General features: G+C 34.9%; 17 protein-coding genes. 11 read left to right on the plus strand and 6 right to left on the minus strand.

Features of this window, described 5'->3' with window-relative positions; all coding sequences use genetic code 11:
• Positions 1 to 10: 10 nt before the first annotated feature.
• The 5 genes from GJJ64_RS13310 (at position 11) to GJJ64_RS13330 (ending at position 8,903) form a co-directional block, all read left to right on the plus strand.
• On the plus strand, positions 11 to 1,852 hold the full coding sequence (locus tag GJJ64_RS13310; RefSeq protein WP_154288260.1) for a glycoside hydrolase family 13 protein: 1,842 nt from the start codon (positions 11 to 13) through the stop codon (positions 1,850 to 1,852).
• Entirely contained in the window at positions 1,849 to 2,520 is a 672-nt protein-coding gene (gene pgmB / locus GJJ64_RS13315) for a beta-phosphoglucomutase (RefSeq protein ID WP_154288261.1), read from the plus strand. Before GJJ64_RS13310 ends, pgmB begins: the two co-directional genes overlap by 4 nt.
• 14 nt (positions 2,521 to 2,534) lie before the next feature.
• Entirely contained in the window at positions 2,535 to 4,871 is a 2,337-nt protein-coding gene (locus GJJ64_RS13320; RefSeq protein WP_154288262.1) for a glycoside hydrolase family 65 protein, read from the plus strand.
• A 17-nt stretch (positions 4,872 to 4,888) separates the two neighbouring features.
• Positions 4,889 to 6,226, plus strand: a complete 1,338-nt coding sequence (locus GJJ64_RS13325) for an MFS transporter (RefSeq protein ID WP_154288263.1) — start codon at positions 4,889 to 4,891, stop codon at positions 6,224 to 6,226.
• Positions 6,227 to 6,305: 79 nt separating this feature from the next.
• Positions 6,306 to 8,903, plus strand: a complete 2,598-nt coding sequence (locus GJJ64_RS13330) for a DUF4961 domain-containing protein (protein WP_229655538.1) — start codon at positions 6,306 to 6,308, stop codon at positions 8,901 to 8,903.
• 54 nt (positions 8,904 to 8,957) lie between these two features.
• Here GJJ64_RS13330 and GJJ64_RS13335 read toward each other — a convergent pair whose 3' ends face one another.
• Positions 8,958 to 12,698, minus strand: coding sequence for a metallophosphoesterase (locus GJJ64_RS13335; RefSeq protein WP_154288265.1), 3,741 nt, complete (start codon positions 12,696 to 12,698; stop codon positions 8,958 to 8,960).
• On the minus strand, positions 12,688 to 13,593 hold the full coding sequence (locus tag GJJ64_RS13340; protein ID WP_154288266.1) for an SdiA-regulated domain-containing protein: 906 nt from the start codon (positions 13,591 to 13,593) through the stop codon (positions 12,688 to 12,690). Before GJJ64_RS13340 ends, GJJ64_RS13335 begins: the two co-directional genes overlap by 11 nt.
• A gap of 50 nt (positions 13,594 to 13,643) precedes the next feature.
• Here GJJ64_RS13340 and GJJ64_RS13345 point away from each other — a divergent pair, with 50 nt between their 5' ends.
• Complete coding sequence (locus GJJ64_RS13345) at positions 13,644 to 14,843, plus strand: Pycsar system effector family protein (RefSeq protein ID WP_154288267.1); 1,200 nt, start codon at positions 13,644 to 13,646, stop codon at positions 14,841 to 14,843.
• Here GJJ64_RS13345 and GJJ64_RS13350 read toward each other — a convergent pair.
• The gene (locus GJJ64_RS13350) at positions 14,824 to 15,456 is read right to left on the minus strand and encodes a DUF2652 domain-containing protein (protein ID WP_154288268.1); all 633 of its coding nucleotides are present in this window, start codon (positions 15,454 to 15,456) and stop codon (positions 14,824 to 14,826) included. The two genes, GJJ64_RS13345 and GJJ64_RS13350, sit on opposite strands and share 20 nt — an antisense overlap.
• A 125-nt stretch (positions 15,457 to 15,581) precedes the next feature.
• Here GJJ64_RS13350 and GJJ64_RS13355 point away from each other — a divergent pair, with 125 nt between their 5' ends.
• The 4 genes from GJJ64_RS13355 (at position 15,582) to GJJ64_RS13370 (ending at position 19,153) form a co-directional block, all read left to right on the plus strand.
• Complete coding sequence (locus tag GJJ64_RS13355; RefSeq protein WP_154288269.1) at positions 15,582 to 16,172, plus strand: DUF4202 domain-containing protein; 591 nt, start codon at positions 15,582 to 15,584, stop codon at positions 16,170 to 16,172.
• A 188-nt stretch (positions 16,173 to 16,360) separates the two neighbouring features.
• Positions 16,361 to 18,355, plus strand: coding sequence for a PAS domain-containing protein (locus tag GJJ64_RS13360; RefSeq protein WP_154288270.1), 1,995 nt, complete (start codon positions 16,361 to 16,363; stop codon positions 18,353 to 18,355).
• Positions 18,348 to 18,713: a response regulator gene (locus GJJ64_RS13365; protein WP_154288271.1), complete on the plus strand. Its 366-nt coding sequence runs from the start codon at positions 18,348 to 18,350 to the stop codon at positions 18,711 to 18,713. Before GJJ64_RS13360 ends, GJJ64_RS13365 begins: the two co-directional genes overlap by 8 nt.
• Before the next feature lie 188 nt (positions 18,714 to 18,901).
• Positions 18,902 to 19,153, plus strand: coding sequence for a hypothetical protein (locus GJJ64_RS13370; protein ID WP_154288272.1), 252 nt, complete (start codon positions 18,902 to 18,904; stop codon positions 19,151 to 19,153).
• Between the two features lie 53 nt (positions 19,154 to 19,206).
• On the opposite strand, the gene gap is transcribed toward GJJ64_RS13370, so the two are convergent.
• Genes gap through pfkA form a run of 3 tightly spaced genes read right to left on the minus strand, consistent with a single transcriptional unit; the run spans position 19,207 to position 22,042 of the window.
• Positions 19,207 to 20,202, minus strand: a complete 996-nt coding sequence (gene gap, locus GJJ64_RS13375) for a type I glyceraldehyde-3-phosphate dehydrogenase (protein ID WP_154288273.1) — start codon at positions 20,200 to 20,202, stop codon at positions 19,207 to 19,209.
• Positions 20,203 to 20,207: 5 nt separating this feature from the next.
• Positions 20,208 to 21,059: a hypothetical protein gene (locus tag GJJ64_RS13380; RefSeq protein ID WP_154288274.1), complete on the minus strand. Its 852-nt coding sequence runs from the start codon at positions 21,057 to 21,059 to the stop codon at positions 20,208 to 20,210.
• 2 nt (positions 21,060 to 21,061) lie between these two features.
• Positions 21,062 to 22,042 carry a 6-phosphofructokinase gene (pfkA, locus tag GJJ64_RS13385; protein WP_154288275.1) on the minus strand — a complete coding sequence of 327 codons (981 nt, stop codon included), beginning with the start codon at positions 22,040 to 22,042 and terminating at the stop codon, positions 21,062 to 21,064.
• 122 nt (positions 22,043 to 22,164) lie between these two features.
• On the opposite strand from pfkA, the gene GJJ64_RS13390 reads away from it, so the two are divergent.
• Positions 22,165 to 22,863 (plus strand): NUDIX hydrolase, encoded by a 699-nt coding sequence (locus tag GJJ64_RS13390; protein ID WP_154288276.1) that lies wholly within the window; start codon positions 22,165 to 22,167, stop codon positions 22,861 to 22,863.
• Positions 22,864 to 22,894 lie beyond the last annotated feature (31 nt).

The following is a 22,894-nucleotide window of genomic DNA, read 5'->3' on the forward strand; positions in this document are numbered from 1 at the left end:
AGCAATTGTTATGAAAAAATTACTCTCTATATTCTTGTTGCTGTTTTGTCTGCAAATATTTGCTGCTCCAAAACCATTAGAAAGGGTAGAGCCTTTGTTTTGGTGGGTAGGGATGAAAAACCAGCAGCTGCAACTCATCATCTATGGCGATAAAATTGCCGAAAGAACGGTGCAGCTTAATTATCCAGGTGTTAGCTTAAAAAAGGTACATCAGGTAGAAAATCCTAATTATCTGTTTTTGGATTTAGAGGTTTCTACATCAGCGAAAGCGGGAAAATTCTTAATACAGTTTATTAAAAAAGGAGCTAAAACTTTAGCTTACAATTACGAATTAAGAGAAAGAGACGCTAAAAACAGAATTCAGGGCATTACCAATAAAGATTTTATTTATCAATTGATGCCAGACCGCTTTGCCAATGGCGATAAAAATAATGATGTTGTTAAAGGCTTAAAAGAAACTGCTCTAAACAGAGATTCTATGTACTATCGTCATGGTGGCGATATTCAAGGCATCATCAATCACTTAGATTATATCAAAGAACTTGGTGCTACGGCTATTTGGTTAACCCCCGAGGTAATGAACGACCAACCACTGGCGTCTTACCATGGATATGCAGTTACAGACCATTATCAAATAGACCCTCGTTTCGGTTCTAACGAGCTATACAAAAAGTTTGTGGATGAGGCACATGCTAAAGGCCTTAAAGTAATTAAAGATGTGGTACATAACCACAGTGGCAATGAGCATTGGTTTATTAAAGATATGCCCATGAAAGATTGGGTACACCAATGGCCTACTTACACCCAAACCACTTATAAAGACCAAACCTTAATGGATATTTATGCTGCAGCTGCAGATAAAAAGCAAATGTTAGATGGTTGGTTTGTACGTACCATGCCCGATTTAAATCAGGAGAACGAGTTTGTACAAAATTACATCACCCAAAACATCATTTGGTGGGTAGAATATGCTGGGATAGATGGTTTAAGGTTAGATACTTATCCTTACAATAACCTAAAATATATGGCTAAATGGGCTGCACAAATGAAAGCAGAATTCCCGCACTTAGGCATTTTTGGCGAAACTTTGGTAAACTCAGTAGTAAGTCAGGCTTATTTTACGGAAGGCAATACCATAGGACAAGGTTTTGATACAGGTTTGCCAGGTGTTACAGATGTACAAGTTAAAGACGCTATTTATGATGTTTTAAATGGTAAGTTCGACTGGACTACAGGTGTAAACCGTTTATACTCCGTTTTATCACAAGATTTTATTTATAAAGATGCCAGCAGAAATGTTGTGTTTTTAGATAACCATGATATGAGCAGGTTTTTCTCTATCGTTGGCGAGGATGTAAAGAAGTTTAAATCTGGTTTAGCGATGTTGTTAAGCACCAGAGGCATACCACAGCTTTATTATGGTACAGAAATCATGATGAAGAACTTTTCTAATCCCGATGGTTTGGTACGTTCTGATTTTCCTGGTGGATGGGCAGAAGATAAAGTAAATAAGTTTAGCAGCGAGGGTAGAACAGCTGCAGAAAATGATGTTTTCAACTATATCAAAACCATAGCTAATTACCGCAAGCAAACAACAGCTTTACAAACTGGCAAACTGATGCAATTTGTACCACAAGACGGTGTCTATGTGTATTTCAGATACGATAATGCTAAAACCGTTATGGTGGTGGTAAACAGTAATGATAAAGTTATGTCGTTAGAAACATCACGCTTTAGCGAAAGAACTCAAGGTTTTAAAAAGGCAAAGGATATTGTAAGCGGAAAAGTATACGATTTAAGCGTAGCCATGGAAATTCCGAGCATAAGTACTTTGGTAATGGAGCTGCAATGAGTACTATAAAAGCTTTTATTTTCGATTTAGACGGCGTTATTGTAGATACCGCAGTTTATCACTTTAAAGCCTGGAAAAAGCTAGCCAATACACTTGGTTTTGATTTTACTGAAGCTCAAAATGAGCAGTTAAAAGGCATCAGTAGGATAGATTCTTTAAACCTGATTTTGGGCTGGGGTGGTGTAGAAAAAACAGCTAAAGAAGTGCAAGAACTTGCCACTTTAAAAAACCAGTGGTATGTAGAAATGATAGATAAGATGACAGCTCAGGAAATTTTACCTGGAGTGCAAAGCTTATTAAGTTCATTAAAATCAGCAGGTATTAAATGCGCTTTAGGCTCGGCTAGTAAAAACGCGGGCTTAATTCTAGAACGTACTGGTTTAACCTCATTTTTTGATGTTATAGTTGATGGAAATGAAGTTTCAGCATCTAAACCAAATCCCGAAGTTTTTTTAAAAGGAGCACAATTATTACAAGTAGCGCCACAACAATGTGTGGTTTTTGAAGATGCCCTTGCGGGGATAGAAGCAGCAAAAAATGCAAATATGCAGGTTATTGGTATTGGCGAAGAAAGCATTTTAAAAAATGCCGATTGGGTACTACCAAATTTAGAAAACCAAAGCGTAGCGCAAATTTTAAACAAGTTAGAGAAGAGTAGAGGCCTATAAGAACAAAGAGGTTTATGAAAAATTACATCAAAGCAAACGAGTGGAATATTATTGAGGAAGGTTTTGATCCTCATTTAAATAAAATATCTGAAAGTATTTTTAGTATTGGCAACGGCCGTATGGGCCAAAGAGCCAATTTTGAAGAAACTTTTAGCGGAGAAACATTGCAAGGTAACTACATCGCTGGGGTTTATTATCCTGATAAAACACGTGTAGGCTGGTGGAAAAACGGTTATCCCGAGTATTTTGCAAAAGTATTAAATGCTGCAAACTGGATTGGTTTAGAGATAAAAATAGATCATGAAATTCTGGATTTAAATACTTGTACAGTTACCAATTTTAAGCGTGTTTTAAACATGCAAGAAGGCTATCTGGAGCGAAGCTTTATAGCAGAATTAACAAGCGGCAAACAGTTACAAGTTCATGCAAAGCGTTTTTATAGTATTGTTGATGATGAAGCAGGTGCTTTACAGTATAGCATAAAAGCTTTAAACTTTGCTGGAACTATCCAAATTACCAGTTTTACAGACGGCGATATCCAAAACCAAGATGCTAATTACGATGAGAAATTTTGGAACGAAGTTTCAAGGGCTGTTTCTGGGAATATTGCTCTTTTAACCTTAGAGACTAAGAAAACCTTTTTTGAAGTTTGTACGGCCACACAAGTTTTTATACAGAAGAATAATAAGCCTGTTGCTATAAAGCCAGCGAGTACCCATCGCGAGAAATTTGTATCGCATTTGGCAGTAACAGATGTTGTAGCCGGAGATAGTATTGTTCTACATAAATATGCTGTACAGTTATCCTCAGAAAATCATCCAAAAGATAAATTACAACACATTAGCGAGCAATTGCTGCATAAAATTGTAGCTAAGGGTTTCAATAATATGCTTGAGGAGCAGGCTGCTGCCTGGGCTGCAAAATGGGAAACCAGCGATATCGTGATTAAAGGAGATGTGAAAGCACAGCAAGCTATACGTTTTAATATTTTCCAACTTAATCAAACCTATACGGGTAAAGATGCTCGCTTAAATATTGGTCCTAAAGGTTTTACAGGCGAGAAGTACGGAGGTTCTACGTATTGGGATACCGAGGCTTATTGTGTGCCTTTTTACTTATCTACATCGGCACAAGAAGTTACACGTAACTTGCTAATTTATCGCTACAAGCAATTAGATAAAGCTATAGAAAACGCTCAGAAACTAGGCTTTACAGATGGTGCTGCTTTGTTCCCTATGGTTACCATGAATGGTGAAGAATGCCATAACGAATGGGAAATCACCTTTGAAGAAATTCATAGAAATGGAGCCATCGCTTATGCAATTTATAATTATATCCGTTATACCGGAGACGCTGATTATTTAGCAGATTATGGCTTAGAAGTTTTAATAGGTATCGCTCGTTTTTGGAAACAACGTGTTAACTGGAGCGCTGCTAAAAACGCTTACGTTATGCTGGGGGTAACAGGGCCAAATGAGTATGAAAACAACATTAATAACAATTGGTATACAAATACAATTGCCACCTGGTGCTTAAAATATGCAATAGAAGCGGCAACTTATGTAAAAGATAATCAGCCTCATGTTTATCAAAAGCTTGTTCAAAAACTACAGCTAGATGAATTTGCAGAGTTTAGCAGCTGGAATGCCATTGTAAAAGGCATGTATTACCCTGCTAGTACAGAGCTTGGGGTTTTCTTACAACAAGATGGTTATTTAGATAAAGAGCAAACTTTGGTGTCAGAACTTGCCTCAGAGCATTTGCCACTAAACCAAAAATGGAGTTGGGATAGAATATTACGTTCTTGTTTTATCAAACAAGCCGATGTTTTACAAGGCTTATATTTCTTTGAGGATGATTATGATAAAGACACTTTAAGAAGAAATTTTGATTTTTACGAGCCCCGTACCGTACATGAAAGCTCTTTATCTCCTTGTATTCATAGTATTTTGGCCGCTCGTTTAGGCGATCAGGAAAGGGCATATCAATTTTATTTAAGAACCGCCCGTTTAGATTTAGACGATTATAATAATGATACCGAAGATGGTTTACACATCACCTCTATGGCAGGTACATGGATGAGTGTTGTAGAAGGTTTTGCTGGTATGCGTGTCCGCGATAATCAATTAAAATTTAGCCCTTTTTTACCGGATAGTTGGGAGTCTTTCTCTTTCACCATCAACTTTAGGGTGTATGTTTTAAATATAAAAATAGGGCATGAGCAAATTATAATTAGCAATAAATCAGCGGAAGCGATAACGATAAAAGTGTTTGATAAAGACTATACAATTGCAGCAGAAACCGTAATTTACATTGTTCATAAAGAAAAAATTGTAAACATTGTTGCCTAAGCAAAAGAGATAAACCAATGGAAAGACCTAAATTAAGTTTTGCGCAAATTTTTAACATGAGTGCTGGTTTCTTCGGAATCCAGTTTGGTTTTGCCTTACAAAACGGTAATGCTTCGCGTATTTTACAAACCTTTGGTGCCGATGTGGAACATCTTTCTCTTTTTTGGTTGGCTGCCCCAGTAACAGGTATGTTGGTACAACCCATTATTGGTTATTATAGCGATAGAACTTGGAATAGATTTGGTCGTAGAAGACCCTATTTTTTAATAGGGGCTATTTTAACTGCCTTGGCTTTAACCTTAATGCCAAACGCTGCTTTGCTTGCCTACTTTCTGCCCCCAATACTTATTGGTGCCGGTATGCTTATGATTATGGATGCCTCTATTAATGTTGCTATGGAGCCTTTTAGAGCTTTAGTGGCTGATAAGCTTCCAGAAAGCCAGAGAAGTTTAGGCTTTTCTATGCAAACCTTTTTGATAGGTGTTGGTGCCGTTAGCGGTTCTTGGCTGCCTTATATTTTATCAGAATACTTTGGGGTTTCTAAAACAGCTGCCAGTGGTTTTGTGCCAGATAATGTGATTTATGCTTTCTATGCGGGCGCTTTGGTATTATTAGCTTCTATTTTATGGACAGTAGTAAGTACCAAAGAATACTCTCCAGCAGAAATGGCTGCTTTTTCTAAAGATGAAGAAGAGGTAGAAGAATCTAAAGGTATCAGCTCTATTTTTACCGATTTTTCTAAGATGCCTTTAACCATGAGGCAGTTAGGTTTGGTACAGTTTTTTTCTTGGTTTGCTTTGTTCTCAATGTGGGTTTTTACTACTCCGGCTATAGCCAATCATATTTATAAAGTAGCACCTGGTGATACCAATTCTGTAGCTTTCGCCGATGCTGGAAACTGGGTAGGTATCTTATTTGGTATCTACAATGCCGTTTCTGCTATTTATGCACTTTTTTTACCTGCCATTGTAAGGTTAACCAGCAAAAAAATAGCACATGCTTTTTCTTTAACTGCTGGTGGTGCTGGGCTTTTATCTATCTATTTTATTCAAGATCCTAATATGCTTATCATTTCTATGGTAGGCGTGGGCTTGGCTTGGGGGAGCATTTTAGCAATGCCTTATGCCATTCTATCGGGGTCTATACCAGCTAGAAAAATGGGGGTTTACATGGGTATCTTCAATTTTTTTATCACCATGCCGCAAATTGTAAATGGTTTTTTTGGCGGACTAATAGTAAAACATTTTTATAACGGAGAGGCAATTTATGCCATCGTCATGGCAGGCATTTTCATGATTTTGGGTGCTATCTCTGTCTTATACATTCAAGATAATAAGAAGAGTCATACTCATTAATCTCGTTTAACTGAGTTTATACACTTAGTTCTGCAGATGAGGATGATTTATCATCAATAAAGAAACAAAAATGAAGCAAATGAAAAATATTATTTTCTATGGGATGTTTTTGGCCTTTCTTTTTACAGCTTGTAAAAAGGATGCGATTAACGGAAATACAGAAGAAAAACCCTCTACAGCCGTAACAGAAGGTGCTTTAATAAGTTTAGAGACAGATTTTCCTTCTGAAAACCAAGCTTTTACTTTTATTTATGATGCTGGTAAAGGCAACGGAGGGTTAAAAAGTGTTAGTGGAGATATTTATGTGCATACTGGTGTTATTACTGATAAAAGTACAAGTCCATCAGACTGGAAATATGTGAAAAACAGCAATTTTACTCAGCCTGTTGCTGCTACTAAAATGACTGCCGTTGGCGGTGGAAAGTATAAGTTTACTTTAAACCCAAGGGAGTTTTATGCGGTACCAGCCGGAGAGAAAATTCTAAAACTAGCCATGGTTTTTAGAAACGCTGATGGCAGCAGTGTAGGTAGAAATAGTGATAATAGTGATATTTATATCCCACTTTACGAGGCTGATAAACTTCATGTTAAATTCTTAAATCCAGCTTTTGAGCCTTTTTACACCCCAGCACCAGCGGTTAAAATTACCATGGTTGGGCAAGAATTAGCTGTTACGGCTGTATCTTCTAAAGCTGCAAATTTAACGCTACAGCTAAACGGAAATCCTTTAGGAAACGCAGCTAACACCAATAAAATATCGGCAACAGCCAAAATTACTGCTACAGGAAAGCAACTGATTACAGTAACAGCTAGCAGTGGTGCAGAAACTACCAATGCTTCTTTTGAGTTTATCATTAACGGGGCCGTAGAAACAGCAGCATTACCAGCAGGAGCAAAAGATGGTATAACTTTTATTAACGGTGGTAGATCGGCCATTTTTAATTTATTTGCTCCTAACAAGCAGTTTGCATATTTAATTGGCGATTTTAATAATTGGCAAACAGAGCAAACTTATTTCATGAAAAAAACACCTGATGGTAGTAGGTGGTGGATACAAGTAGATAATTTAGATCCTAATGTTGAATATGCTTACCAATTTTTGGTTGATGGAAACCTACGTATTGCAGACCCTTATTGCGAAAAAGTTTTAGACCCACAACAAGATGCAGGAATACCTTTTATCACTTATCCTAACCTTAAAACTTATCCTACAGGTAAAACAACAGGTATTGTGAGTGTATTTAAAGCTAACCAAACAGCCTATACTTGGAGAAATGCAAGTTTCACCCGTCCGGATAAAAATAAACTGGTTATTTATGAACTACATTTAAGAGATTTCTTAGAGCAAGGAGATTATCAAACCTTAAAAGATACCCTAGATTATTTAAGCAGACTAGGCGTTAACGCGATAGAATTTATGCCTTTAAACGAGTTTGAGGGAAATTCTAGTTGGGGCTACAACCCATCTTTCTACTTTGCCGTTGATAAATTTTACGGAACTAAAAATGCTTTAAAAGCTTTAATTGATGAATGTCATGGCCGTGGGATGGCTGTTATCTTAGATATGGTATTAAACCATTCTTTTGGGCAATCTCCAATGGTACAGCTATATTTTGACCAAGCTGCGGGCAAACCAAGCACAAATAATCCTTGGTTCAATACCGATGCTCGTCATCCTTTCAATGTAGGTTATGATTTTAACCATGAAAGTGAGGCTACCCAATATTTTTCTAAAAATGTACTGAAATTTTGGATGCAAGAGTTTAAAGTAGATGGTTTCAGATTTGATTTATCTAAAGGATTTACGCAGAAAAATTCTGGTACTACAGAAAGTGGCGTTGGTGCTTGGAGTGCTTATGATGCTAGCAGAGTTGCCATCTGGAAAAATTACAACAATTACATGAAGAGCCTAGATGCCAATAACTTCTATGTCATTCTAGAACATTTTGCCGTTGATTTGGAGGAAAAAGAACTTGCCGATGAAGGTATGATGTTTTGGAACAACATGAACCATGCATTTACTGAGGCTAGTATGGGCTTTGTGGCTACATCAGATTTGAGCAGGGCAGTTGCAAGCACACATGGCTTTACGCAAACAGCAGGTTTGGTAACTTATATGGAAAGCCATGATGAAGAGCGTATGATGTATAAAAATCTACAATTTGGCAATACATCTGGAGCTTATAATGTGAAAGATTTAGCTACAGCATTAAAAAGGCAAGAACTTGTAGCAGCATTTTTATTTGCTATACCCGGCCCCAAAATGCTTTGGCAATTTGGCGAATTAGGTTATGATATCTCTATCAATCAAAATGGTAGAACAGGAGAAAAACCTGTATTATGGACTTATAATAGCAATGCCCAAAGAAAAGCTTTGTATAATAGGTTTGCACAGTTTATAAAATTGAAAACTAAGAATGATGTTTTCAATACTACCAACGTACAATATGCACTTGGCGGAGCAGTAAAAAGTGTGGTATTAAATGGTCAAAATAACAGAGTTGTAGTAGTAGGTAATTTTGATGTTATTACTAGAAATGCCAATGTAGAATTTCCAACTACAGGCCAATGGAAAGATTTTATTAGCGGCGAAACCATCACTATTACGGGTAATTATACTAAATCTTTGGCGCCAGGCGAGTATCACATATATAGCACAAACAGTTTTATTCAGTAAGTTTTTTGTTCGTTTATATTTAAAGCAGAGCCTGATAAGGCTCTGCTTTTTTTGTTAAAACCTAAATCCGGTATTAAAAGAAAGCACTTTATCCTCTTTAGAAAAGCCATAACCTAAGCTTACAAAAATATTGTCAAAAAGGTTTAGCCAAATACCTGGCCCATAACCTTGATGCCAAGTATTACTTTCAATTTGTGCAGAGTGTACCCGGCCAGTATCGTAAAAACCAAATACACCAAAATCTCCGGTTAAGATATACCCGCGTATTTTGGTAACAGGTATTCTAACCTCGGTGTTGGCAAAATAGGCTGTTTTGCCAGAAAAACGTTGATTTCTAAAGCCTCTTAAATTTTCATTGTTTCCTAAAGAGCTAGCGTGGTAAAACTGATAATCACCAATATTAGTTTCTGCACCTAATCTAACAGCAAAAGTTACAGGGAAAGAAATATTAGGCGTAGCATAACCGCTAAAGCTGGTGTATAAGTTTAGATGTTTATATTGCTCTGCATTGGTTTGCCAAATATAGTTGATGGTACTTAACCATCTGAATCCCGTTTGCGGATTGATTTTTCTATTTCGTAAATCTAAATCAGCATAAGATTTTAGCGTGATAAACTTATCTGTATTAGAAAAATCATCAGCTAAATTACCAATAAAGCTATTGGGCCTGTTTTTCATAATATCTACGTAAGCTAGCCCTGGTCCAATACCAAACTTGGCCCTTTCAGATAAACGGTATTGGAAATAAGCATTTGCCTGTAAAGCTCTGGAACGTACCCTGTAAAAATCAACATGATTTTCATTATGCGTACTATTTCCTATCCCATAAAAATTAAAACTGTATGCTGGTCCGGCAAAATCTCCGCTAAAAACTAAATCGTATTTTTTAGCAAATAGCGAGTGGAAAATACTTCTATACTTTACTTCAAATGCTCCGTTTTTAGGGGCGTATAAAGCAGTTATTTTCTGCTCAAAAGCATAAGGGTCTTTTCTAAAACCATAGCGTTTTATTTGGTGAGATAAGCCAAAAGAAGGGCCATCTAAACCGTTTGGATAATCTACAGAAGGTGCAATACCTGCCTTATCGTACTTAAACCAATTTGGAGTATACTGGTTAATCCAAGCTTTGTTAGAAAGTACAATTCTGGTGTTTTTGCTTCCGCTGATGTTATTTTCTGGCGTATCATAAATAACTATTTTACCAGTATTAGAAGTGTCTGTTATACGGTCTTTCCCATCTCCGCCAACAATTCTAATTTTTAAAGGATGTTTAGATTTTCCTTTCACTACAGCACTGTCGCGTTCATCCAAAAGGAAAAAATTAAGTTCTTTGGTAAGGCTATTAGCAAACTTTCTAGAATAGATTATAGTATCGATATTCCCTTCTTTTCTGGTTTTATATAGACAAACCAAGGTGCTATCAGCCTCTCTTGTAATTTCTAGATATTCATATTTATCAGACCCAGCAATGGTAACTTCTTTAGCTAAAGTTTTATAATAAGATATCGCAACATCATGTAGTTGATTTCTTCTGGATTTTAATTTTTCTATAATTTCATTACCAGAAACCATAAAGGCTTCTTTAGGCATAGCTTTTACAGCGTTTACTATCACGCTATCCGTAAGTTCTGTTTGTAGCTCTTTGGCTATTTTTTGCCAATCTTTAAGGTTAAGCTCGTTTAAGAAATTTCTATCTAAGTTTCTAGCAGCAATAGAGAGCTCGGCTGGGTCTTTAATTTTATAACCAAAATGTTGTATGTCTGCCACAAAACTTTTAAAAAGCGAAGGTAATAAGCCATCAAATTTAGTATATACTTGGTCGCGGTCTCTAGGGATAGGTTTGTAAATAGCACCTTTGTCTTTTTCAAACTCGGCCCAACGCCATTGGTCTTCATGCCTGTCCCAATCGCCAATAAGCATATCAAACAAGCGGGCTTTTAAGAAGCTTTTTTGGTCAACCTCGTTATCATTATCTTCTTTAAGTTTTTCATATAAGGTTTCTGTACCAATAGCGTTTTTGGTCCTCCCGAAGTTTTTATATAGAGATAAATTTTCATCGGGTCTTATTTCTATGATACCAACTCTGCCTCCAACTTCAGCTAAATATGGCCCTAATAATCTGGAATAAGGCATATAAACCAATTGTGGTTTGGTATGATAAATTCCGGCTGCACTAGCCATTTCTGGTATAGTTAAAGCCCCAAAAGGATGGGCAGATGATATTTGGTCTTGTAAGAAATCATCAGCAAAAGTAGTTTCAAAACCATTGGGTAATAAATCTGACGGATCTTTATTAACTGTCCTAAATTGGTATTGGATGCTGTCTTTGCCTATCATCCGTAAAGAAGTGGTTTGTTTACCGCCTCCAAGTTGTAAAGGTTTTAAGCCGCCGGCATATTTAGTTAAATCTAGATAGGGAATTTCTACAGGTGTAGCCCAAACGTTTCTGTAATGTTCACCTAAAATCTTCTTTTTAAAGTTAGAAGCCCTGTACTGTTTGCCTACGGCTACGTATTTCATAGAATCTTGAAGGTCTAACAAGTCTTCTTCTTTTATTTCAGCTTTGGTAGGTGCTGTAGCGTAAAGAGGTTTTCGATATACCAATTTCCCGGTAGAGCCATCTTCCACAGGTTCCCAAAACTCTACCCAACATTGACCATTGGTGTAATAGTTTAAGCGGGCAAAGCCTTTTGTTCCGTGACCAAATAGAGCGTTATTGCCCTTAAAAAGCGCACTGTTTTTACTGCCAGCTCCGCTAATAATATGGTTTAAGTTCTCATACTTGGTAAACTGCAAAGCATGCTCATGGCCAGCGGCAAAAACCACATTTTCTGCATTGTTAAGTATAGAAAGTAAGCCATTTCTTAGCTGTTGATAATCTTTATTAGAAATATCTTGTCTGGATAAACCATATTGCCTCAATAAAGGATATAAAGAACCCAAAACAGGTAACGGAATGTATAAATTATCTTTAACTAAAGTAAGCGGGAAGATATAATCTATCAGTGTAAAATAACCACCGTGTTTACCATTAGAAAACAGCGGATGATGTTGCGTGAAAAGTATGTTTTTCCCTTTATTTTTTAGAATGATGTCTTTTACTTGAGTAAGCACCTGCTCTTTAGAAACCGCTGTACAACCTTGTTGATATCGGTTAGATTTACTGTATTTATGTAGCCACCACTCGCTATCTAAAACAATAATCACCAAATCTTTATTCATCTGAATTTCTACCGGTCCTGCACAGCCATTACTCGGGATAAATACATCAGTACTATCCAGATATTGCTCTACAAATTGCTCCTGACGTTTTACAGCCGCAAGTCCGCCTGGTCTGCTGTGGTTCCAATCGTGGTTTCCAGGAATGAAAATTTTACGGCCTTTAAAATCTTTTACAACTTTTAGCTGTTCTACCAGTCGTTTTTCTTTTTCCTTACGGTCATAATCATCAGGTTCTGGTAAGCCGTTATCATAAATATTATCTCCCAAAAAAATAGCTACGTCTTTAGGGTTAGATAATTTTTTAATGAGCGTATCTGAACCATTTTTAGCAACCACAGTATCATAACTAAACATTTGCGATTCCATTAGTTTCAATGTAGGTTCTTGTCTGCTCAAATCAGGGTTACCAACATCTCCAACTAAAAAAACAGTGTATTTAAGACTTAAGGTGTCTGGGTTGTTTGCTGTTTGCCATTCTTTCTCTTTTTTCGCATAAAAAGGCTTATAGGTTGTGCAAGCAGCATATAAAAAGCTACTTAAAACGATAAATGATATTTTAAACTTATTTGTCATAGATAGAGGTGATTTTTAAAATATTGCCACTTAATTTTTTTCCTTCATTAGAAATATAAAGCTCTCCCTTACTGTTAAAAGCAATACCTTCTGGTTGTGTAAAAGCATTTCCAATCAAAGAAATAACCTGCTTAATTTTTTTATGATGAGCAACAACAATAAAGTTATTGGTTGAGGATAGGATGTATAAATCTTTGTCTTTTGGATGTATAGCCATAGCCGTAGGACTAAAAACTTTGTTAAGATTTTCGTTTCCAAGTTTTTTTAGAAAAGCTTTGGATAGCTCTTCCCAACGGTCGCCTTCAAAAATGGCTAATAGTTTTTGATGAGAAATACTTAGATAAGGGTCTTCATCTACTTTGTAATTACTTAAAGAGCAAGTATAAACCGCTTTTTTATCTTCATTACCTTTTAAATCTTCTGCTTTTACGGCAATTAATAATTGATGTTGAGCCTCATCATAAACAACAGATTCTATATCATTCTTTTTCTTAAAATCGGTTTTATGCTGTATAACTTGAGGTTTTTTATTTTCAAAAGATACAATTTGAGTTAAATTTCCCTTACTGTTGATGATAAAAAGATCGTCTTTAACTTTCGTGATGTCTTCAAAATCTCCAGAATCTTCAAAAATTAATTTCCGGATGATTTTCTTTTCGTTAAGATCTAAGAAATAAACAATACCGTTTTCATCTTCTACGGCAGCAATTAAACTATCATTTATAAAAGTTATTCCAGAGATTTCTTTAAGCTGATAATCTAGATTAATGGTCTCGAAATTTTTAATGTAAGATTTCCTAACAGCCTGTACTTTCTTTCTTCTTAAAGAAGAATTGGTACAGGATGTGATAAGTATTGATGAAATTAAAAAAGGTATGATGTAGACCTTACACATAAAAATAATTTGTAGCACACAAATCAAATCCTATACCACTAAAATCTTATATGATGACAACCCCATCTGATTTATTAAAAGCAACCGAAGTTTATGTTTTTGATTTATTGAGAGATAAACTACCCAACGAGTTGGTTTACCATAATTTTAACCATACAAAAGATACGGTTAACGCTTGCGAGGAAATGGCAAATCATTATCAATTAAATGATATTGAGAAAGAGAATTTATTGCTGGCAGCTTGGTTTCATGATACCGGATACACTGTTAAATACAAAGATCATGAAGAAGAAAGCATTAAAATTGCCGAAACTTTTTTAAGAAGTAAACTTGATGTAAAGCGGCTAGTAAGCATCACTGCAATGATAAAAAGTACGCATATAAATGTTGCAGAAAGTAATTTAAATGAAGAAATTTTACATGATGCCGATTGTATTAACATGGGCAAAAAACAGTTTTGTAAAAATGCAGAATTACTAAGAGTAGAGTGGGAGCAAAGCCTAAAGCAAAATTATACCGATTTACAATGGGCAGAAGGGCAATTACATTTTCTCATCAATAAGAAGTTTAAAACAGCTTATGCGCTGCAAACTTATGGCGATGGTAAAGAAAAAAATCTTAAAAAACAGCGTAAACAGATAGAAAAACTTAAAAACGACCAGTTTAAACTACATTTAAAAGAGAAAGGCGTTGAAGTAAAATCTAAAAAAGAGGGCCGAGGGATAGAAACTTTATACCGTTCTGTTTATGATTATCATATCAACTTAAGCTCTATTGCAGATAATAAGGCCAACATCATGATTAGTATCAATACCATTATTGTTTCTTTAATCATAACGCTTTTTGGTTCTGGTTATACCTTTACAGGCGATGGTACTTTTGCTAGCGTGAGGTTTGTATTTCCGATGGCTTTTTTAGTTATCAGTAGCTTACTTTCTGTTGTATTTGCTATTTTATCTGCCAGGCCAAATATTACCAGTAAAGAAAAATTCGAACTTGACAATAAAAATAGCAGTATCCTATTTTTTGGGAATTTTGCTCAAATACAAATCAATGAATTTGTAAATCATATTAAAGAACTTAAAAAAGAAAAAGAAGAGCTTTATGATAGCATGACGGTAGATATCTACCATTTAGGCGTAGTATTGGTAAGAAAATATAAGCTTTTAACTACTTCTTATAATATTTTTATGGGAGGTTTGGTAGTTTGTGCAGTTGGCTTTTTATTAATTATGCTTTTGTCTTACTAAGTTTTTTTACATCCGCGAAAGCGATATAATGATAAGGTACGGTTCCAAAATGTTCATAATGGTCTTTCCCTTTTTGTAGTTTATCCCAATTGAACCAGTTTTTAGCTACTTTTTTGTCTTTAAGTTTATCTAAATACTGTTGCGATAAGAGGATGTAATTATGCTGCGGTACGCTGTTTTTAAGTAACTTATGTACTAAAATAACATCTTCGCCCATTAATTTTATATGACCTTCTATATTAGAAATAGATATTTTGCCATGATGGATGATGATTTTAATACCAAGCTGGTTATTAGCTAAGTATTTTTCATAATTCTGTATATCTATTTCTTTGTACGATGCAATAAAGTTGTTAAAAGCATCGTAAATAGCTTTACATTGCCTAGCTACTTTTTGTACAGATGGTAGCCTACCAGTTTTATAAAAAAATATGGCATCACCTTCAATTTCAGCTATGCTTAAATCTAATATATTGGTTTTTATAATGGTTTGTAAAATGTTAGGTATAAGTTCATGCGCAAAATCATGGTTAGCAGACATCATGAATTTGGTAAAGCCCGTAATATCTGGTATGCAAAAGAAAACAGGGATTTTAGAGTTTGTTTTAACCATGAAAGTAATATGTTAGGTTGTTTTTCTTTTATCCATACAGCAAAATATAAACCATTTTAATGAGATATTAATTTGTTTTCCGAAAAATGTATTTAACTTTGAATTTAATTTAGCCTATCACCAAAATGAAAAACTTAGAAGCTGCTTTTGCAGCATTTGATGCGTATAACCAACAAGATCCAAACCGTATAACTTATCAAGAGAAATCTTATCCTCAAGAGTATTTTTTAGCACAAAAGCTTCATGAATGGATTTTAGTCTTAAATCCACAAGCCAGTTTAGAACTCCTTTTAGCATCAAAATGTCAACATATCGGGCGTTGGGAAACACCACGTAACCAGTATCCTGATGGTAGAGAGGGGTATTTAAAATGGAGAAAAGAACAAGCAAATTTTCATGTAGATAAAGCTTTAGCAATTTTACGTAAGGTAGGTTTTGATGAAACTGTCTGCTATCGCGTTAAGCAAATCATTTTGAAACAAAAAATTAAAGCTGATGCCGAGGTGCAAACTATGGAGAATGCTTTGTGCTTAGTTTTTTTACAATATCAGTTTGAAGATTTTCTACACACACAACCCAAAGAAAAGATGGTTAGTATCTTAAGAAAGTCTTTACTTAAAATGAATAAACAGGGGCATGATTATGCTTTAAAACTCAGCTTTTCAGTAGAGGGTAGCGCATTAATTCATAAAGCATTAGAAGAACTTTACGTTTAAATTAAACTTAGCATTTCTTTGTAAATGATTTTTGGCTTAAAGCTAGGTTAAATAGTTTTTAAAGTCAGGTTCACCTTTTTTGTTTAATTTGAGCAAATCAATATAATTTTTTAGGTAATATTTATCCCCTATTTTAGGGATATAAAAACAGATAAGGATGTTTAGTTTTGAGAATCTATAACAATCAAATGCTGCATTTACTAGTAGGCATTTCAAATGCCAACACAGTCCTCCTTCAAGAAAGTAATGTTAACGAGTCTTTACAAAAAGTTGTAGAAGAGTTAGGGCGAGCTACAGATGTAGACCGTTGCTATATCTTTACCAATAGGATTGATACAGATGGTTTATTAAAACTTTATTATACGCATGAATGGTGTAATAAAGGCATAGAAATTCAATTAGGTAATCCAGATTTAAGCGGTCTTGAATATGCTATTTTCCCGGGTTTGTATGATGCGTTGATTAATCAACAAGCTTATTATGGCTTGGTAAAGGAAAGTGAGAATGAGCTTTTCAAAGAGGTAATGGAGTCTCAAGACATTAAAGCTTTCTTATTTACACCTATTTTTTGCGAAGGGCAGTTTTGGGGATGGATGGGTTATGATGATTGTCAAATTGAGCGGAAATGGTTGCCAGAAGAGGTAGAAGCACTATATGTAGTAGCAAAGAATATTGGGATAAGACTTTCTCGTGAAAAAAGCGAATACAGGTTTCTTCACTCTCAAGAAAGATTTAATCTTTCTGTTTTGGGTTCGCAACAAGGAATTTGGGAATGGGATGTTTTAGAAGATAAGTGGTACTTCTCTAAGATATACATGTCTATGGCAGGTTATACTGCTGATGAGTTTGAACAAACTTTTGAATTTGCAGCAAGCATCATACATCCTGATGATAAATCGAAAGTTGTTAAAGCTTTTGATGATTACATCCATAAAAGAATATCAGAATTTTCTGTAGAGTTTAGACAGTTACATAAAGAAGGCCATTGTGTTTGGGTAAGAGGTTCAGCAGTAGGAAAATGGGATGATGAAGGGAAATTACTTTATTTAGCTGGGTCTCATCTAGATATTACCAGATTAAAAACACAGCAGCAAGAGCTTGAACAACAGCGTAACGAATTTGATTATTTAATTAATAACCTTGCTGAAGTTGTTTTTAGGCTCAATACAGCCAATGAGTTTACTTTTTTAAATGATTATTGGTATAACCTATCGGGATATACTCAAGAAGAATCTACAAATAAAACCATTTGTAGCTTCATCGCTGATGATGATGTTGAATTCATGAAGAAGCAGTTTTCTTTGTTAGAAAGCAAAGCCAATCATGCTATTAATATAGATGTTAAGTTAAAACATAAAGACGGAAATTACAGATGGGTAAACGTTATTGCTAGTAAGTTTAAGTCTTCTTTTTCAGATGCATCGGCTTTTGCAGGAAGTATAATAGATATTAATGATCGTAAAGAAGCGCAAGAAAGAGAGAAAGAACTTACCGAGTTAAAATCAAATTTCGTTTCTATGGCTTCTCATCAGTTTAGAACGCCATTAACGGTTATCTACTCTAACATAGAGCTTATAGAATCTTATGCTAGTAAATTAGAGCCTAAATCATTAGAGCGTTTTAATATTTATGCAAGCAGAGTAAAAGGCGAAATAGATAGGATGACAGAGTTGATGAATAATATCTTACTATTTGGTCGTTACAACGCTCAAGAGCTAACTGTAAATCTTAAACCAGTTGAGCTTTCTGCCTTGATAGAACGTGTTTTAGAAACTTATTTTTCAAGTCAGCCTGATGGAAGGAAAATAATCTTTAACAGCAAAGGGATAAAGAAAATTGTAGAATTAGACGAATTACTCTTCATTTATATATTAACTAACATCATTTCAAACGCATTTAAATATTCGGCGGGTAAACCAAATCCTGAGTTGGAAATTGTTTATAAAAAGAATGAAATTGATATCTTAGTAAAAGATTACGGAATTGGTGTTCCTCCTGATGAAAAATCTAAACTTTTTAGTTCTTTTTACAGGGCTTCTAATACATCAACTATACAAGGTTCTGGTTTAGGCTTAGTAATTGCAAAACAATTTACAGAGCTTCATAAAGGAAACATAAAAATTGATAGTGAATTAGATAAAGGAACTTTAGTAACTTTAACTTTGCCTGATACCCATGAGTAAGATTTTGTTAGTTGAGGATGAAACTATATTAAGAGAAACCCTGGCAGAAATTTTAGAATTAAATGATTTTGAAGTTATTGCCGCGAGCTCTGGTTTCGAGGCATTAGAAGTTTTAAAAGATACCATTCCTGATTTAATCTTAAGTGATGTTCTAATGCCCGGAATGACGGGTTTTGAAATGATAGAACAGGTAAAAATACAAGAGCATTTAGCACACATTCCTTTTATATTCCTCTCAGCATTAACCAGTAATGATGATAAGCAGAAAGCCTTAAGTTTAGGATGTAAACACTTTATCACTAAACCTTTTAAGTCTTTTGAGGTTGTTAAATTGATTACGGCAACATTGGATTGTTAATAATGAATGTTGCAACATCTTTAAAAATAGTGTTAATTTTTTATGTTTTTTTTACTAAAAGAGGGTTTGGATTAGATTTTTCAAGAATAATTCAGTAGATTAGATTCTCTAACGCGATGCTCTCTTAATAGAAACAGAAATCTACCTAAATGTTTCTACCTATTTTATTAACACTTAAAGTCCTAATTATGATAGTAGGTCAAATTCATTTTGGAGTTCAGTTTAAGAAAAGAAATCACCATCTTTTAAATGATCCGGTTATTGAGAATTATAATAATCAGATGGATCAATTGGCAAGGCGTTTCAGAGTTGTAGAAGTTTTAGAGCAGGGTAGAGCTATAAAAAAATGGCTTTGTAAAGAAGCCGAAGCAAAATATATCTTCCTTAAAACCGAGCTACAAGAGTATATAGAAATTCATTATCCAACAGAGTATAAATAAAAAAGCTTTCCTGAAATTCATCGGGAAAGCTTTTTTTATAGATAAGAGCTATCTTATAAAGTAGCCATATGTTGTAATAAATCAACAATTTTGTTAGAATAACCCCACTCGTTATCGTACCAAGATACAACTTTTACGAAGTTATCATTTAAAGATATACCCGCTTTTGCATCAAAAATTGAAGTACGAGCATCTCCTAAGAAATCTGTAGAAACAACTTCATCCTCGGTATAACCTAAAATTCCTTTTAACTCACCTTCAGAAGCAGCTTTCATTGCTTTTTTAATATCCTCGTAAGAAGCAGGTTTTTCTAAACGTACGGTTAAATCAACTACAGAAACATCAGCAGTTGGAACACGGAAAGCCATACCAGTTAATTTTCCTTTAATTTCTGGGATAACTAAACCTACCGCTTTTGCAGCACCAGTAGATGAAGGGATGATGTTTTGGTAAGCACCACGTCCGCCTCTCCAATCTTTAACAGATGGTCCGTCAACAGTTTTTTGCGTTGCAGTAGCAGCGTGTACAGTAGTCATTAAACCTTCTAATACGCCAAAGTTATCGTTTAATACTTTAGTGATAGGAGCTAAACAGTTAGTAGTACAAGAAGCATTAGAAACGATGTTTTGATCTGCTCTTAAAGTTTTGTGGTTAACACCCATAACAAAAGTAGGGGTATCGTCTTTAGCAGGAGCAGACATTACTACTTTTTTAGCACCAGCTTCAATATGTTTTTGTGCAGTTTCTTGAGTTAAGAAAAAGCCAGTAGATTCAATAATATATTCAGCACCAATTTCATTCCATTTTAAGTTAGCAGGGTCTTTTTCTGCTGTTACTCTAATGCTTTGGCCATTAACCACAAGGTTACCATCTTTTACCTCTACAGTACCATCAAATCTTCCGTGTGTAGAATCGTATTTTAGCATGTAGGCCATGTAATCAACATCAATCAAATCGTTGATACCAACAACTTGAATGTCTTTTCTGTTTATTGCAGCTCTAAAAGCTAATCTTCCAATTCTTCCGAATCCGTTAATTCCAATTTTCATTTGTTTTAATTTTTATTTGCGTAATAATTCAATAAGTTATAAATAGGTTCTTTAATGATAGTGGATATTTTGATGTTATGCTCTTTGGCAACTTCTCTTAAATAATCCTGAAAATTAGCCGCCACGGTACCCACAAAATAAATGGGTTGTTTTTTGCCATATTTTTCTATCATAGGAACAAGATAAGTGTTTATGAACACGTGAAATCCATTCTTTACAAAGTCTTTAACAAAAGGATGCTCTCTGTTTTCTGTGAGCAAATCTACTAAAGAACTTATAAAAATGTTAGGATGTGCTTGTTTATATATTTTATCTAAAATCTGCTTTTTATCTAAATCATACTTTTTTTTGAAAAGCAAGTTGATATCTGCTGGTAAAGTTTGGGTTATGTAAGCTTTTATCAAGTTTTTACCTAGCCAGTTAGAAGATCCTTCGTCAGCAATGGCATAACCTAAACCATAATTATTATCTATAATTTTTCTTCCATCAAAGAAAGCTGTGTTAGAACCACTTCCCATGATACACACAATACCTGCTTTATCATCGCAGCTGGCTTTTGCGGCAGCTAGCAAATCATTATGAACAAATATCTTGCTATATCTAAAAAATTGGGCAAATGCATTACTCACAATTTCGCTTCTCTCTTTAGATGTTGCTCCTGCACCAAAAAAGTATATTTTCTTTATTTTTTCTGCATTATGAATGAGTTGTATATTCTTGTTTAAAACCTGAAGAATATACTTTTCATCATTAAAAAAAGGGTTTATGCCTACGGTTCTTAGCTCTATGGTTTCTGTACCCTTATGGGCAATTCGCCAATTGGCATATCTAGATCCACTGTAAACAACTGCAACCATTTTTATGCTAATATGCTAGACATTTCCATTAAATCGTCTTCCAATTTAAATTCATGGCCAGATAATGCTTCACGTAAATCAGTAAGTGCAATATTATTGCCATGTAAGCCAACCATTTTTCTGGTTTGGCCAGCTAATAAAGCTTTTACCGCTGCAAAGCCCATTCTACTACCTAAAATTCTATCAAAACTGCTTGGGCTACCACCTCGTTGCAAGTGACCTAAAATGGTAACTTTTGTATCGTAATAATCAAATTTTTCTTTAACTCTTTTAGCTACATTATAAGCACCACCGTTTTTATCTCCTTCGGCTACAATTACAATACTAGATGATTTTAAGTTAGCAGCACCATGCTCTAGCGTAGAAATTAAATCTTCAATGGCGGTATCCTTTTCTGGTAACATTATCGCTTCTGCACCACCAGCAATACCTGCTCTTAAAGCAATACAGCCAGCATCACGCCCCATAACCTCTATAAAAAATAAACGGTCATGAGATTCTGCGGTATCTCTAATTTTATCAATTGCTTCTATAACGGTATTAGTTGCGGTATCAAAGCCTAGGGTGAAATCAGAACCATAAAGATCATTATCAATAGTGCCTGGTACACAAATTACCGGAATATCATATCTGTTAGAAAATCTTTCTGCACCTGTGAATGTTCCATCTCCGCCAATAGCCACTAAAGCTTCAATACCTTGTTTTTTAAGGTTTTGATAAGCTTTTTCCATACCTTCTTCGGTCCTAAACTCTAAACAACGGGCGGTTTTTAAAATAGTACCACCTAATTGCATAATATTACTTACCGAGTGGCGATTCATTGGGATGAAATTTTCATCTATCATACCTTGGTAGCCTTGTTTAATACCTACCATCTCACAACCAAAATGTATACCCGTTCTCACAACGGCTCTTATACAGGCATTCATTCCTGGGGCATCGCCACCTGAAGTAAATACTGCTATTTTCTTAATTTTCGACATTTTTTATTTTTGAACTCTCGTTTACGGCTCACTAATATACGGTGTATTTTTTACACTAAGTGAGATTTTGTCAATTTTTTTTTTCAAATTTGATTATTATTAGTTTTTGTAAACCCTAAGACTTGGAAAATATACCTGTACGTTTTGAATCAATTTTCTCTGCAGACTGCATCATTTTTGGATTTGATGAAGGTGAGTTGAAAATTTTATTGATAGAGCGAAATGAAGAGCCTTTTAAGGAATGGTTTGCTTTGCCCGGTAATGTTGTTTACCAAAGTGAAAGTATAGACGAGGCTGCAGAGCGTATTTTATACGAACTTACAGGCCTGAAAGGTATTTACATGGAGCAGTTTTATACTTTTGGAGAGGTAAATAGGCATCCAAAAGGTAGGGTTATTACTGTGGCTTATTTTGCCATGATAAGATTAAATGGCCAAAAGGAACTTAAGCCTATTACCAATTATGCTAAAAAGGCAGTTTGGGTTTCTGTAAAAGATTTACCTAAATTGGCTTTTGACCATAGCGAGATTTTCAAAAAAGGTTTTGAGAAAATAAAGAATAAAATTAGCTACCAACCTATAGCATTTGAACTTTTACCAGAGAAGTTTACCCTTACGCAATTGCAAAATTTGTACGAGGTTATCTTAAATAAAAAGTTAGATAAGAGAAACTTTAGAAAGAAAATGCTTGCTTATGATATTTTAAAAGAGCTTGATGAGAAGCAGAAAGGTGTTTCTTACAGAGCTGCCAAATTATACAAATTTGATAAGCGTAAATACAGTAAATATTTCCATAACGAACTTTCTTTTGGGAAAGAATAATTTTAAAAATATTTTAAAATAGAAAAGGGGC

Source organism: Pedobacter puniceum (assembly GCF_009674685.1).
In the GTDB taxonomy this organism is placed as follows: Bacteria; Bacteroidota; Bacteroidia; order Sphingobacteriales; family Sphingobacteriaceae; genus Pseudopedobacter; species Pseudopedobacter puniceum.

Bases quoted from the DNA above. Each gene is read 5' to 3' on its own strand.
- GJJ64_RS13310 (WP_154288260.1), top strand. From the start codon at position 11: ATGAAAAAATTACTCTCTATATTCTTGTTGCTGTTTTGTCTGCAAATA.
- pgmB (WP_154288261.1), top strand. From the start codon at position 1,849: ATGAGTACTATAAAAGCTTTTATTTTCGATTTAGACGGCGTTATTGTA.
- GJJ64_RS13320 (WP_154288262.1), top strand. From the start codon at position 2,535: ATGAAAAATTACATCAAAGCAAACGAGTGGAATATTATTGAGGAAGGT.
- GJJ64_RS13325 (WP_154288263.1), top strand. From the start codon at position 4,889: ATGGAAAGACCTAAATTAAGTTTTGCGCAAATTTTTAACATGAGTGCT.
- GJJ64_RS13330 (WP_229655538.1), top strand. From the start codon at position 6,306: ATGAAAAATATTATTTTCTATGGGATGTTTTTGGCCTTTCTTTTTACA.
- GJJ64_RS13335 (WP_154288265.1), bottom strand. From the start codon at position 12,698: ATGACAAATAAGTTTAAAATATCATTTATCGTTTTAAGTAGCTTTTTA.
- GJJ64_RS13340 (WP_154288266.1), bottom strand. From the start codon at position 13,593: ATGTGTAAGGTCTACATCATACCTTTTTTAATTTCATCAATACTTATC.
- GJJ64_RS13345 (WP_154288267.1), top strand. From the start codon at position 13,644: ATGATGACAACCCCATCTGATTTATTAAAAGCAACCGAAGTTTATGTT.
- GJJ64_RS13350 (WP_154288268.1), bottom strand. From the start codon at position 15,456: ATGGTTAAAACAAACTCTAAAATCCCTGTTTTCTTTTGCATACCAGAT.
- GJJ64_RS13355 (WP_154288269.1), top strand. From the start codon at position 15,582: ATGAAAAACTTAGAAGCTGCTTTTGCAGCATTTGATGCGTATAACCAA.
- GJJ64_RS13360 (WP_154288270.1), top strand. From the start codon at position 16,361: ATGCTGCATTTACTAGTAGGCATTTCAAATGCCAACACAGTCCTCCTT.
- GJJ64_RS13365 (WP_154288271.1), top strand. From the start codon at position 18,348: ATGAGTAAGATTTTGTTAGTTGAGGATGAAACTATATTAAGAGAAACC.
- GJJ64_RS13370 (WP_154288272.1), top strand. From the start codon at position 18,902: ATGATAGTAGGTCAAATTCATTTTGGAGTTCAGTTTAAGAAAAGAAAT.
- gap (WP_154288273.1), bottom strand. From the start codon at position 20,202: ATGAAAATTGGAATTAACGGATTCGGAAGAATTGGAAGATTAGCTTTT.
- GJJ64_RS13380 (WP_154288274.1), bottom strand. From the start codon at position 21,059: ATGGTTGCAGTTGTTTACAGTGGATCTAGATATGCCAATTGGCGAATT.
- pfkA (WP_154288275.1), bottom strand. From the start codon at position 22,042: ATGTCGAAAATTAAGAAAATAGCAGTATTTACTTCAGGTGGCGATGCC.